The organism is Acrocarpospora pleiomorpha (assembly GCF_009687885.1).
GTDB lineage: Bacteria > Actinomycetota > Actinomycetes > Streptosporangiales > Streptosporangiaceae > Acrocarpospora > Acrocarpospora pleiomorpha.
This window is the reverse complement of record NZ_BLAF01000044.1, coordinates 34,437-48,005: the sequence shown is the minus strand read 5'-3', so window position 1 is coordinate 48,005 and position 13,569 is coordinate 34,437. Positions and strand designations below refer to the sequence as shown.

General features: G+C 68.4%; 10 protein-coding genes. 1 reads left to right on the top strand and 9 read right to left on the bottom strand.

All coding sequences use genetic code 11. From position 1 onward, the window contains the following. Window positions 1–208: 208 nt before the first annotated feature. From Aple_RS32910 to Aple_RS32900, 3 genes are all read right to left on the bottom strand, one after another. Window positions 209–3,256: a glycoside hydrolase family 9 protein gene (locus Aple_RS32910; RefSeq protein ID WP_218038606.1), complete on the bottom strand. Its 3,048-nt coding sequence runs from the start codon at window positions 3,254–3,256 to the stop codon at window positions 209–211. Between the two features lie 225 nt (window positions 3,257–3,481). Continuing rightward, complete coding sequence (locus tag Aple_RS52885; protein WP_174889907.1) at window positions 3,482–4,153, bottom strand: hypothetical protein; 672 nt, start codon at window positions 4,151–4,153, stop codon at window positions 3,482–3,484. Window positions 4,154–4,474: 321 nt separating this feature from the next. Then, window positions 4,475–5,140 carry an NAD(P)-dependent oxidoreductase gene (locus Aple_RS32900; protein ID WP_155348624.1) on the bottom strand — a complete coding sequence of 222 codons (666 nt, stop codon included), beginning with the start codon at window positions 5,138–5,140 and terminating at the stop codon, window positions 4,475–4,477. Window positions 5,141–5,205: 65 nt separating this feature from the next. On the opposite strand from Aple_RS32900, the gene Aple_RS32895 reads away from it, so the two are divergent. Further along, window positions 5,206–5,700: a MarR family transcriptional regulator gene (locus Aple_RS32895; protein ID WP_155348623.1), complete on the top strand. Its 495-nt coding sequence runs from the start codon at window positions 5,206–5,208 to the stop codon at window positions 5,698–5,700. A 29-nt stretch (window positions 5,701–5,729) separates the two neighbouring features. Here Aple_RS32895 and Aple_RS32890 read toward each other — a convergent pair whose 3' ends face one another. The 6 genes from Aple_RS32890 to Aple_RS32865 form a co-directional block, all read right to left on the bottom strand. Then, window positions 5,730–6,788, bottom strand: coding sequence for an ABC transporter ATP-binding protein (locus Aple_RS32890; protein ID WP_155348622.1), 1,059 nt, complete (start codon window positions 6,786–6,788; stop codon window positions 5,730–5,732). Then, window positions 6,785–7,624, bottom strand: a complete 840-nt coding sequence (locus Aple_RS32885) for an ABC transporter permease (RefSeq protein ID WP_155348621.1) — start codon at window positions 7,622–7,624, stop codon at window positions 6,785–6,787. Before Aple_RS32885 ends, Aple_RS32890 begins: the two co-directional genes overlap by 4 nt. Next, a complete protein-coding gene (locus Aple_RS32880; RefSeq protein ID WP_155348620.1) occupies window positions 7,612–8,466 on the bottom strand; it encodes an ABC transporter permease in 855 nt (284 codons plus the stop codon). The genes Aple_RS32885 and Aple_RS32880 overlap by 13 nt, the downstream gene beginning before the upstream one ends. After that, the gene (locus Aple_RS32875; RefSeq protein ID WP_218038605.1) at window positions 8,463–9,629 is read right to left on the bottom strand and encodes an ABC transporter substrate-binding protein; all 1,167 of its coding nucleotides are present in this window, start codon (window positions 9,627–9,629) and stop codon (window positions 8,463–8,465) included. The genes Aple_RS32880 and Aple_RS32875 overlap by 4 nt, the downstream gene beginning before the upstream one ends. A gap of 262 nt (window positions 9,630–9,891) precedes the next feature. Next, a complete protein-coding gene (locus Aple_RS32870) occupies window positions 9,892–12,993 on the bottom strand; it encodes a 2Fe-2S iron-sulfur cluster-binding protein (protein ID WP_170321766.1) in 3,102 nt (1,033 codons plus the stop codon). Further along, window positions 12,990–13,268, bottom strand: coding sequence for a sarcosine oxidase subunit delta (locus tag Aple_RS32865; RefSeq protein ID WP_155348618.1), 279 nt, complete (start codon window positions 13,266–13,268; stop codon window positions 12,990–12,992). Before Aple_RS32865 ends, Aple_RS32870 begins: the two co-directional genes overlap by 4 nt. Between the last annotated feature and the right edge of the window lie 301 nt (window positions 13,269–13,569).

Genomic DNA, 13,569 nt, shown 5'->3' with positions numbered 1-13,569 from the left:
TTTCTCTTTGTGAGACTACTCAAACGCACGAATCCAGGCAAAGAACGGAACCGATAGATCTCCGATTGTGACCGAAATATTTCGGTTTTCGGGATTTTCCGCGCCATCCGGAAACAGGGCCGCGCTGTCCGCGCGCGAACAGGACTGCGGCATCCGGAAACGAGAACGGCCGCGCCGTCCGGAGACGACGCGGCCGTGCGAGTATCCGCTAGGTGCAGGCCTTCCCGTTCAGCGTAAACAGGCCCGGGGTCGGGTTGGCCCCGCCCGCGCTGTCCCCGAGGAAGCCGAACGTGACCGTGCTCCCCGGCATGATCTTCTTGTTGTGGCTGAGGTTGGTCGCGGCCACCGACGCCCCGGTCTGGGTGATGGCGGTCAGCCAGTGATCGGTCACCTTCTGGTCGCCGATCCAGGCCCACCGCAGTGTCCAGCCGTCGATCGGCGTCGTCCCGGTGTTGGTGATCGTGGCCTGGGAGGTGAAGCCACCGGCCCACTGCCCGTGCCGGACATAGTCCACCTTGCACGCCCCGGCCGCCGGGGCCTGCCCGTCACCCTGGTCGGCCAGCGCGGACGCGATCCAGCTCAGCGCCGAGTTCCAGTTGACCGCCACCTCGTTGGTCGCGTACGACTCGATGTGGTCGACGTAGCAGAACTGCGGCTTGCACCCGGCCAGCAGGCCCGAGGCGTACGGATCGTCCAGGCTCGCGTTCGCGCCACCGGCGATCGACCCCGCCGGGGGATTGGGCAGGCTCTCGTCGAGCTGGTGGCCGAAGATCCGGCTGTGCTGGTTCTGCGGGTTCTTCTCCCCCCAGCCGGTGACATAGGAGTGGTTGAGCGCGTTCCTGCCGAAGATGTAGTCCATCCCCTGCAGCGCCCCGGCCTGATACTTCCGGTCCCTGGTCAGGTCGTACGCGGTGGCCAGCACGATCACGTTGTTGATGATGTTGCTGTTGGAGCCCCAGAAGTAGTTGTTCGCGCCGCCGGGCAGCGGCAGCCCGTACGCCTGGGTGGCCAGCGTGGCCAGGTACGCGTCCGCGGCCGTCACCACCGACTGGCGGAGCTGCTGGCGTTCGGCGGCGGGCAGCTCGCTCGGGATCGTGGCCAGATCCATCCGGCCCAGCGCCGCCGTGGCCGGCCAGCCGAAGCCGGTCGAGGTGAACACGTTGCCGGTGTGGTGCGGCGAGGCGCGCAACTCGGTCAGGTAGGGCGCCTCCCCGGTGGTCAGGTAGAGCTCGGCCGCCGCCCAGTAGAACTCGTCGCTCACGTCGCCGTCGCTGTAGGAGCCGCCGCCGTTGCCGTCGTTCGGGTCGGCGAACCTGGCCGGGTTGGCCTTCGCGGCCGTCCAGGCGCGCTTCGCCGAGGTCAGGCACTTCGCCGCGAACGCGGCGTCGTACCGGGCGAACAGCCGGGCGCACTGCGCGGCGGTGGCGGCCAGGTTGAGCGTGGCCGCGGTGGACGGCGGGTGCAGCTCGCGGAGCTGCGGGTCGTCCTCGGGCTGGAGCGGCAGGCCGGTCCAGTTCTGGTCGTGCATCTTGTGGTGGGCCATGCCCGCCAGCGGCCGGCCGACCGGCACCTGCATCCGCATCAGGAACTCCAGCTCCCAGCGGGCTTCGTCCAGCACGTCCGGCACGCCGTTGCCGCGCTCGGGCACCCGCAGCGTGCTGTCGCCCAGCTCCGCGCCGCCGAAGCCGGTGATCGCGGTCTTGGTCCGCTCGAAGGTGTTCAGCAGCTGGTAGGTCGCGATGCCGCCGTTGACGACGTACTTGCCGTGGTCGCCCGCGTCGTACCAGCCGCCGCGCACGTCCAGGCGGTAGTCGCAGACGCCCGGCTGGCACGGCACGTCGGTGTCGCCCTGGTTGGGGGCGACGCCCAGGTGGCCGGCCGGGCGCGCGTACTGCGCGCCGAACAGGGCGCCGTCGATGGCGATGCCGCTGCGCTGCAGCGCGAAGAACTGCAGCGAGTCCGAGCGCAGCTGGTCGTAGACGTCGGCGGAGATGTCGAACGGGTAGCTGGTCTGGTCGTCGGCGACCAGCGTGAGGCCGGTCCCCGTCCCGGTGTAGGAGCTGAAGTCGATCGTGTGCACGTTCTGCCCCGACGCCTGGTCGACGCCGCGCGGCGTGCTGTTCCCGCTGGCCAGCACGGTGCCGCCGCCGTTCTTGAGCTGCCACGGCAGCGCCGCGGTCGCCTCGGTCACGACGGTCGCGTTCTTCGGCCCGTGCGGCAGGTAGCCGACCTGGTTCACCCGGACGCGCGGCCCGGTGTCCGGCACGTACGGCGGCTCCTCCTCGCCCCCGCGCAGCGACACGTCGTCCACGCACAGGCGGTACTCGGCCGTGTTGGCGCCCACATGGAACACCACCTGGGCCCGCTCGGTGTCCGCGCTCGCGGTGAAGGTGTATTCGAAGGTCTGCGTGGTCGTGGTCAGCGGCACCGTACGCCCGAAAAACGAGGTGAACGGCGCGTCGCCGAGCTGCACGTTGGCGTTGACCGAAGACCCGGGCGAGGCCGACGCCTCGAACGAGAAGGTGTAGGTGGCGCCGTTCACCAGGGGCACGTCGTTCTGCCCGATGCCGGCGTCCCACGGGTTGGCCAGACCGGCCGGGACGGTGGTGCACAACCGCCCGTCCGCCGTGCTGGTGGCGTTGGTGCCGTAGGTGAACCAGCCGCCGAGGCCGTCGGCGAAGTCGCCGTTCTCCAGCTGCTCGGGCCCGCCCGCCGGCGGCTCGGCGTCGGTGTCGCTGGCCAGCGAGACGTCGTCCAGGCAGAACGTGAACGCCGAGGCGCCACCGCCCAGCTGGAAGGTGAAGGTCCCGTTGGCCGAGTCCAGGTTGCCGTCGAACTCGTAGGTGAAGGTCTGCGGCGTGGTGGTGAGGGCCACCTCGCGGGAGATCGCGGTGGTGAACGGCGCCTCGTTCAGCTGCACGTTCGCCCGGACCGTCACGGCCGCGCTGGCGGAGGCCGTGAAGGTCAGCGTGTACGGGTCCCCCTCGGCCAGCGTGATGTCGTTGTGGCCGAGACTGGCGTCCCAGGGATTGGCGGTGCCCGCGGGCACCTGCGCGCACAACTCGCCGTCCACGGCCGAGATCGGCGTGTTCCCGGTGGACCACCACGGGGTGGTGGCGCTGTCGAACGTGCCGTTGTCGATGTGCTCGATGATCTCGGCGTGCGCCGAGGAGGCCGTCAGGCCGGTGAGGGTGAGTACGGCGGCCGCACAGCCCGCGACGAACGCGTGCAGGCGCCGACCAGGCGATCGGGTCACGACGGTCCTTCCAGGAGCGCGTGGGAGGAATGTGGGAGCGCTCCCGCGCAGGCTAGGGGAACTCGTGACCGCCGAGAAGACGTGCTAGGGGTTCTGCTCGCCGGAGGCGGGTGCCGCCCTCGGTCCGCAGGTCGCAGGGGTGGGAAACCGCTGTCGCGCGATCGTCGATGAACCTTTCACCGCGGCATGGCGGGCATGCCGCGGTGTCGGGTGTGTTGGTGCGGATCAGGTGCCGGAGAGCTTGCGCCAGTTGGCGTAGCGGTTGGTCGGTGGTAGCCAGACGGTGATGAGGGCGGTCAGACCGGCCAGGCCGCCGGCCAGGGCGAGGATCATGTTGAATGCGCTGAGGTTGTCGGCCAGGGCCATCAGCGCGGTGAAGAGCGCGCCGAGGCTGAAGATTGTCAGCACTACGCGGGCCCAGGTCTTGGCGGATCTGAGTGCCAGCAGTAGCAGGCCGACGACCAGGCCGGTGATGATGAAGGTCATGGCGCGGCTGGTCACGATGGAGGTGTCGACGTCCCGCATCGCGGCTTCCACCAGTTCCTCGCTGAAGCCGAGCGACTTCACCTGGTCGATCAGCAGGTCCTCGCCGGAGATCAGGTAGATGACGCCGTTCACCACGTTGGCCAGCGCGATGACGATGGCGCTGATCAGGGTGATCGTGAGGGTGACCGGGGTCTTCTGCGGGCCCTGCGGGGCGCCCGGGTATCCGGGGTTCTGCGGGTATCCCTGCTGCGGTGGGTAGCCGGGCTGCTGAACGTGGTAGTGGCCCTGCTGGCCCGGATGCTGGCCCGGATGTTGGGGCTGCTGGCCTTGGTACTGCGGCTGCTGTCCCTGCTGCCCGGGATACTGGGCCTGCTGAGGGTATTGAGGGTTCTGAGGATACTGCGGGTTCACGGATTCCCTTTCATAGCACGAAATATCCGGCATACGTGCGGCAATGCCGGCCGATCAACGGGGGCAGCCTGAACACGCACCAGGTGATCGATCAATTCCCCGGCCGTCGATCGGAGGGAGGACCAACGAGGCGCCGGAGGGCGCGCGGCGGGTAACGCTAATACCTTGGCGTCGCCCCGCAGTCAGATCCAAGGTCCACAATGAACCGCAAAAATCTCCATAGTGGACCTGTTCACCGAGCCGAATCAGTGCATTAAAGACGAGATATCCGACAAAAGCCGACGAAATTGGTCAGCCGTTTGAGTGTTGACCGGTTAAGCGCTAGGTCGCGATTCCCATGATCTGCTTGACCGTGCCGGGATCCCGCAGCGTACGCAGCATGTAATGGGCCACATCGGCGCGCGGCACCAGCCATCCACCCCGGATGTTCCGCCCGTGCGCCGTGCGGTACACCCCGGTGAGCGGCTTGTCCGTCAGCCGCGGCGGGCGCACGATCGTCCAGTCCAGGCCGCTGTCCCGCAGCACGTCCTCCAGCACGGCCAGGTCCTCGTACACCGGGCGGAAGGACGCCTTCGCGAACGGCGCGAACAGGTGCCGCATGAAGAACCCGTCCCCGGGATCGAAGCGCGGCGGCCGGGGGTTCGCCGGGGTCGGGAACGTCCCCATGGGCGCGGCGCTGACCACCACGATCCGCCGCACTCCGGTGTCGTGCATCGCCGCGGCGATCGCCCGCGTCCCGGTTCCGGCCACGCCCGCCTCGGCCCTGGTCCGCGGCCCGAGACCGGACAGCACCGCGTCGGCCCCGGCCACCGCGTCCCGCAGCACGGCGGGATCGGGCGCCGACAGATCCGCCGTGACCACCCGCGCCACACCGCCCAGACCCCGCGGATTGCGCGCGACCGCCGTGACGTCATGCCCTTCTACCAGGGCTTGTTCGACCAGCTGGCGGCCGATCCCGCCGGTGGCCGCGAAGATCGTGAGTTGCATGGCTCGTACCTCCGAGTGGCGATACCCTTTTCTCTGTATGTCATACGACACGAGGATCATATCATATGGATTCCGTATCATCTGAGTTCGCGGCTCGCCACCGGCGGCGGCTGACTGTGGAGATCAAGGAGTCGCTGCGCGAGCTCAGCAACCAGCTGTCGCTGCTCAGCCATCACGTGGGGATGAACGTCGGGCTCAAGGACGTGGATCTGGACTGCCTGGACCTGATCTCCCGGCACGGCCCGCTCAGCCCGAGCGCTCTGGCCAGAAGGGCCGGGCTGCATCCGGCCACGGTGACCGGCATCATCGACCGGCTCCAGCGCGGCGGCTGGGTGATCCGCGAGCGCGCTCCCGACGCGTCCGACCGGCGCGCGGTGGCCGTCCGGGCCCTGCGCGACCGCGGCGCGGAGCTGTACCAGCTCTACCAGGGCATGAACGCCGCGATGGACGAGATCTGCACCGGCTACGACGACAAGGAGCTGGAACTCCTCGCCGGATTCCTGCGCCGCACGACCGTCGCCGGCCGCGAAGCCACCGACGCCCTCGCCGACGAGGATTGAAGAAAGGGGTGCCGGTCGCCCGGCACCCCTCAGGCGGTGACGACCGACTCGTCGGCCGTGGCCGTACGGGCGGTGACCAGCACCGGGCGTTCGACCACGGAGACCTCCACCCGCAGGCCGGGCGCGAGCCGTACCGCGTCGTGGCCGGGGACGTCGGCGAGGACCTGGCTGTCGTCGGCGAGCTGCACCCGCAGGCGGGCGGTCGAGCCGCGGAACGAGGAGGCCAGGATGAGCGCCGAGCCGGACTCGGCGGGGGTGACCAGGACGGCCTCCGGCCGGACCAGCACGTCCACCAGCTCGCCCGGGGCGGTGCCGTCGATCGGCAGCAGCGCGCCGAGCACCTCCACCCGGTCGCCGGTCACCCGGCCGGCCAGATGGTTCATGGTGCCGACGAACTCGGCCACGAACGGCGTGGCCGGGCGGTCGTAGATCTCGGCGGGCGCGCCCACCTGCTCCAGCCGCCCGTCCTTCAGCACCGCGACCCGGTCGGCGATCGACAGGGCCTCCTCCTGGTCGTGGGTGACGAACACGGTGGTGATGCCCAGCTCCAGCTGGAGCCGGCGGATCTCCTCCCGCAGCGACACCCGCACCTTGGCGTCCAGCGCCGACAGCGGCTCGTCCAGCAGCAGCACCTGCGGCGCGAGCGCCAGCGCGCGGGCCAGCGCCACCCGCTGCTGCTGCCCGCCGGACAGCTGGTGCGGGTAACGGTCGCCTCGCCCGGCCAGGCCGACCAGGTCGAGCAGCTCGTCGGCCCGGGTGTGCCGCTCGGCCACCGGACGGCCCCGCACCCGCATCCCGAACGCCACGTTGTCGCGCGCGTTCAGGTTCGGGAACAGCGAGTACGACTGGAACACCATCCCGGCGTCCCGGCGGTTGGCCGGAACCCGGGTGACGTCCTTGCCGTTGATCAGCACCATGCCGGAGTCCGGCTTCTCGAACCCCGCGACACAGCGCAGCGCCGTCGTCTTGCCGCAGCCGGACGGGCCCAGCAGCGCGATCAGCTCGCCCTGCTCGACGGTCAGGTCCAGGCCGTCCAGCGCCACCGTCGGGCCGTACGCGCGCCGCAGCCCGCGGAACTCCACGGTCATGATTTCTTCCTTCCGGCCCGGGAGAGCGTGAGCAGCAGCAGCCAGGCGAGCAACAGGCTGAGAATGGACAGCGCCACCGACAGCTGCCCGTCGCTGCCGGAGATCGTCACGATCCAGACCGGGAACGTCTGGTAGCCGAGCAGGGCGGCGACGGTGTATTCGCCGAGCACCAGCGCCAGCGTGAGGAACGCGGCCCCGGCGAGCGAGGAACGCAGGTTGGGCATGATCACCCGCAGCATCACCTGCGGCCAGGACGCGCCCAGGTTCCTGGCCGCCTCGACCAGGGTGACCACGTCGATCGCCCGCAGGCCCGCGTCCAGCGACCGGTAGGCGAACGGCAGCGCCAGGATCACGTACGCCAAAACCAGCACGAACGGGAAGTTCTCATCCTGCAGCGAGATGAGCGTCTGCCAGAACGGCGTGGCCGCCAGCGCGTCCGCGCCCTCCCGCAGCGAGGTGCTGATGCCGACCACGTAGGTGATGGGCGGCACGACCAGCGGCAGCGTGGTGATCGTCTCCAGCACCGGCCGCAGTCCCGGCGCGCCGAGCCGCACCGCCAGCATGGCCGGCAGGATGAGCAGCAGCACGATGACGATCGTGGCCGCCGCCAGAGCCAGCGACAGCAGGAAGCTCGTCACGAAACCGGGCGCCGACAGGATCCGGCCGTAGGCGCCGAGCGAGAACCCCTGCGCCTCGTTGTAGACCGTGAACGTCGCCGCGATCACCATCGGCACCAGGAAGTACACGGCGGCGATCAGCAGGATCACCCGCCGTCCCCAGCCGCCGCCCGCCACCGGAGCCGCCGGGGTGACGATGGTGGGAGTCACCGCAGCCATCGGGAGCTCCTTCGTTGCAGCGGCAGGTAGACGGCCATCACCAGCAGGGCGATGACGATCATGTCCAGGCTCAGCGCCAGCGCCACGTTCTCGAAGCCGACCAGCACGTTGCCGGTCAGCGCGTCCGCGATCTGCAGCGTCACCAGCGGCACCGACGCGCCCACCATGGCGGCCGCCGTCGCGTAGGCGGCGAACGCGCCGCCGAACAGCAGGACCACCCCGCCGAGCAGCGCGGGAGCCAGCACCGGAATGCCGACGAGCCGCCAGAACTGCCAGGTCGTCGCGCCGTTGTTGAGCGCCGCCTCCCGCCACTGCGGGCGCAGCCCCTCCAGGGCCGGGGCGATCACCAGCACCATCAGCGGGATCGAGAAGTAGAGGTAGACCAGGGCCAGGCCCCAGAAGTTGTAGAGCAGCCCCGAGCCGAGCCCGAGGCCGGTGGTGATCACGCCGGAGTTGCCGAGCGTGGCGATCCAGATGAACGCCAGCGGCACCCCGCCGAAGTTGGCCAGCACTCCCGACACGCTCAGCACCGCCTCACGCAGCGCCGAACTCTTCGAGGTCAGTACGGCATGCGCCAGGAACGTCCCGGTCAACGCCCCAGCCACGGCCACCACCGCCGACAGCTCCACGCTGCTCATCAGCGTCCCCAGGTACGGCTCGCGCAGGCTGGCGGTCACGTTCGCGAACCCGAACGAGGAGGGCTCGCCGGGCGCGCCCTTCTCGGTGAACGCGCCGACGGCGAGCATCACCGCCGGGATCCCGAACGCGACGGCCACCACCAGGAGAAGGGGCGCGGCCGGCGCCCACCCCTTCCCCCAGCTACGTGCCTTGACCTTGGTCATCCGGCGACCGCGGCGCCCCAGCCGGCGGCCAGGTCCGCCTGGGCCTTCGTGGCCTGCGCGTCGGTCGGGAACGTGGGCGTGCCCTCGACCGCCGGCAGCGCGGCCGACGCGGCCTGGTCCACGGTTCCGTCAGAGATCATCGCGGGCAGCAGCACCGGGCGGGCGAAGCCCTTCAGGAACAGGTTCTGGCCCTCGGGGCTGTAGAGGAACTCCTGCCAGAGGCGGGCCGCCGCCGGGTGCGGGGCGTCCTTGTTGATCGCCTGCGCGTACAGCTGGAAGTACTTGCCGTCGGTGGGGATGACGGTCTTCCAGTCCAGGCCCTTGGGGGTCATCAGCGGCGCGTAGGCGGCGTTGTTGTAGTCCCAGTCGATGCTGATCTGGGTCTCGCCCTTCTCGATCGTGGCCGGGGTGGTCTCGACCGGGTTGAAGTTCCCGGCGTCCTTCAGCTTCTTGAAGAACTCGATGCCCGGCTTGATGTCGTCGAACGAGCCGCCGTTGGCCAGCGCCGCCGCGTACACGCCGGCGAACGCCGAACCCGCCTTGGTCGGGTTGCCGTTCATCGCGACCTTGCCCTTGTACTCGGGCTTGAGCAGGTCGGCGAAGGTCGTCGGGCAGGGGTCGACCTTCTTGGCGTCACAGCCGATCGACACGTAGCCGCCGTAGTCGTTGAACCAGAGCCCGCTCGGCTCCTTCTGCCCGTCCGGGATCTTGTCCCAGGTCTGCACCTTGTACGGCGCGAACAGCCCTTCGGCGGCCCCGCTCACCGCGAACGCCTGCCCGACGTCGAGCACGTCCGGGGCGCGGTCCTGGCCCTTGCGGGTCTTCACCGCGTTGATCTCGTCGGCCGAGGAGGCGTCCGGGGTCTCCTCCTCAATCGTGATCTTGGGATACTTGGCCTTGAACGCGGCGAGGATCTCGCCGTAGTTGGCCCAGCTGGGCGGCAGCGCGATGACGTGGAGCTTGCCCTCCGCGTTGGCGGCCTCGACCAGCTTCTCCAAACCGCCGAAGTCGGCGGCCGAGGTGGCGGTCCTGGCGTCCACCCCGCCCCCGCTCGGCGCGGCGGAACCGGACGCCCCCGTGGTGCCGGGCGCGGCGCCACAGGCGACGGCGCCGAAAATAAGAACGGCCGAAAGGCCGGCGAGTGGCAGTCGTGCAGAGGTCACAGCAGATCTCCAGGTGGAACGATGTAGTACTTCTCCGAACAAACTAGGGATGGTGTCTCTGCGGTCAGTGACGCGCGCGTGAACAGGGGCGTACCATTTGGAAACCGCTAACTTCATACGGCGCCCTTCGGCTTGGGTCCCGATCATGACTCGGTGTGCTTTTTATTGCTCGATACCACTTGATATTGGTCAATATCGGCCAAGAAGGTCTCCATTTGATGCCGAACTTGCTGCGTACCGAGCACAAGGCGCGTACGTGGGGTCAGAATTCGGAGGCCGCGTCCAATAGCCACGCGGCCAGATAGCGCGCGAACGACGCCCTGACAAGGACCAGAAAGCCATCACTTTCAGCGACCAGGATGATCTGCGCCCGCGCCAGCAGCGTCTGCGCGCACCGCCCCGCCGGAAAAACCTCCGGATGCAGATCGAGCGCACACCCATGAGCCAGCAACTCCCGCGCCCGCCCCCCACTCACCCTGACCACCGCCCACTGCGCCGACACATCAACCCCCCGCACCTCCGAGGGCCCGATGACCAGCCACTCATCCGGCCCAAGCCAAACCGCGACCGTCTCTCCATCCGTCACGGCGGTATTAGCCGGAGTGAGCGGTTCGTCGCTCCTGACATTGACCTTCGCGAGGAAGGGCACCTCCCTCACGCAGACCCCATCGAACTCAGCGAAAAACCCATCGAGCGGGCTTCTGCGCTCAGGTCTCGTGTCCAGGACCAGTCCGCTGGTTCCGTCCACCGTGTCGGGGTGGCCGTCGCGGCGGGTGCCTTCGGGGTCGTACAGGACGGGGGTGGTTACGTCGGATTTGGTGCCGTTGAGGGTGGTGAGGGTGGGGTGGGAGCCGGTTATGAGGGCTAGGGAGAAGGTGCGGTTGAGGGTGGGGCTGGTGTAGCTGGAGGTGACGTGGCCGACCATTTTGTTGTGGGCCAGGAGGGCGGTGCCTTCGGGGAGGTGGGTTGTGGGGTTTTGGGGGAGGAGGGCGACGAGGTGGCGGCGGTCGGGGCGGGAGGTGTCCTGGCGGGTGAAGGAGCGTTTGCCCAGGAAGTCGGGTTTCTTTTTGGAGATGATCCAGGTCATGCCGAGGTCCTGGGGGGTGGTGGTGCCGTCGGTGTCCTGGCCGATGATGGGGTAGCCCTTTTCGGCGCGGAGGACGTGCATGGTTTCGGTGCCGTAGGGGGTGATATTTCGGGACATGAGGGCATGCCAGAGGGCGAGGCCGTACCAGGCGGAGACGTTGATCTCGTAGGCGAGTTCGCCGGAGAAGCTGATGCGGCAGACGCGGGCGGGGATGCCGGCCACGTCGGTCTCGCGCCAGGTCATGAACGGGAAGCTGGTCTTGTCGACGGCGAGGGCGGGGGCCAGGTCGCGGAGGACCGCTCGTGAGCCGGGGCCGACGAGGGCCACGGTGGCCCATTGGTCGGTGACGGAGGTGCAGGTGACCCGCAGGTCGGGCCACTCTGTCTGCAGCCACTCCTCCATCCAGTCGAGTACGGCGGCCGCGTTGCCGGTCGTGGTCGTGATCAGGAAATGGTCGTCGGCCAGGCGGATCGCGGTGCCGTCGTCGAAGACCATGCCGTCGGGGCGGCACATCATGCCGTACCTGATCGAACCGACGGCGAGTGAGCTGATCAGATTCGTGTACAGGCGATCGAGGAACTCGGCGGCGTCGGGGCCGATCACGTCGATCTTTCCGAGCGTGGAGGCGTCCATCGCGGCGACGTCTTCGCGGGCGGCGCGGCATTCCCGGAGCACGGCCGCTTCCATGCTCTCGCCGTTCTGGGGGTAGTACCAGGGGCGTTTCCACTGCCCGACGTTCTCGAACAGGGCTCCGTGGTCGGCATGCCATTGGTGGAGCGCGGTGATCCGTACCGGATCGTGGAGAGCGCCCCGATCGCGCCCGGCGAGTGTCGCGAACGACACTGGCAGGTATGGCGCCCGGAATGTCGTGCTACCCACCTCGCCCGGAGTGGCCCCGATCGCATGCGCGACCAGCGCCGCCGTCAGAGCACCCGAGGTCTTCCCCTGATCGTGCGCGGTTCCGGCAGTCGTGTACCGCTTCACATGCTCGACTGAGGTGAGCCCCGCCCCCGTGGCCCGCCATATGTCAGCAACGGTCACATCCCGCTGAAGGTCCACGAAATGCCGCGAGTAATCATCAGCCGGGACGAACCACAGGACCTCGCCGACGTGATCGATGTCTCCCCGCGCGGCACCCACCACCTCGACAGCCTGCGGCGACTCATCCGGGACCAGCGCCCCCAGGGACTCGTCGTATCGCAACGTGCCGCCCGACTGGCTGAACAGGTGAACAACAGGGTTCCAACCCCCCGACACCAGCAGGAGATCGGCCGAAAGCTCCCGACTATCGCCGACCGAACCCTCGCGAGGACTGACAAGCACCGAAGCGAGCTCATCGCCTCCCCGCGCCTCAGTCACGAAATATCCGGCAAGCACCTCAATACCGGCCGCCTGCGCCCGACTCACCCACTCCTCACCAGGAACCCGCCGAGAATCCACGATCGCCGCGACCGCAACCCCCGCCCCCGCCAACTCCAACGCGCCGGCATAAGCACTGTCATTAGTCGTGAACACCACCGCCCGCCGCCCAGGCAACACCCCAAACCGGCCGAGATACTCCCTAGCCGCCCCCGCCAGCATCACCCCCGGCAAATCATTCCCCGCGAACGCGATCGGCCGCTCCTGCGCCCCCGTAGCGAGAACCACCCGCTTAGCCCGAATCCGCCACACTCTCTCCCGAGCCACACCCGCCAACGCACCAAACCCAAGATGCCCAGCCCTACGCTCAACCGCCACCAGATAGTTGTCGTCGTAATACCCCACCACAGTGGTCCGCCCAAGCACCCGAGTCTCCGCCCCAACCAGCTCCGGCGGCGCTGTAGTCATCGGTCCTGAGTCGGCGATGATCACCCGGGCTCCGGAGCGTTCGGCCTCCAGCGCGGCTGCCACTCCCGCAGGACCAGCGCCGACTACCAGCACATCGCAATGTGCGTAAACAGCGTCATACCGCGCCGGATCTGGCTGATCGGCGAGCCGTCCCCGCCCGGCCAGGCTGCGCGCCACCAACCCGTCATAGAGTTCCACCGTTGTCGCCAAGACCATCGGCTCAGGAAATGGTGCCTCAATCTGCACCACCGCATTTGGCTCCTCGACGCCGGCGGAGAAAATCCCCCGAGGTCTCCCTAGGACCGCACTCGTCCCGACTCGCCGAACACCATTGGCCAGCAAGGCGGACGCGAGTGTGTCTCCGGGGTGTCCGCTGTACTCCTGGCCATCGAAAACGAACCGGAGGACTTGCGTCCGGTCGATGGTTCCCAGTTCAGGATGCCTGTTCATCCGATCACCGGCTGGGGCTCTCCGGGCAGATAAACAGCCTGAATTCGATTGGTTCGGGTGTCCCGCACCACGTTGAACCACCGGCGGCAGCCTGCTGAATGGCTCCATCGCTCCGCGAACGATCCCTCCGGATTCTCCCGGAAGAACAAATACCGTCCCCATTCCTCATCCGACAACGCGGCGGGATCCTCCGGATAAGCCACATGAGCCTGCCCGCCATAGTGGAATTCAACTTCGTCGCGCTGCCCACACCAGGGGCAAGGGATAAGGAGCACGGAGGGCCTCCACAGGATGGGACGTACAGGGAAAGTCAGCGGGCGATGGATGGGCGTATGGCGAAAGTCGATGGGCGACGGGGTGGGTCTATGGGGAGAGTCGATGGGTGACGGAAATGGTCCATGGGGAAAGTCGGCGGGCGATGGATGGGCGTATGGCGAAAGTCGATGGGCGACGGGGTGGGTCTATGGGGAGAGTCGGTGGGGGATGGGATGGGTCTATGGGGAAGTCGGTAGATGGTGGAATGGGCATGCGGGGGAGTCAGTGGGCGACGGCGGCGGCGCCGTGTTCGTCTACCAG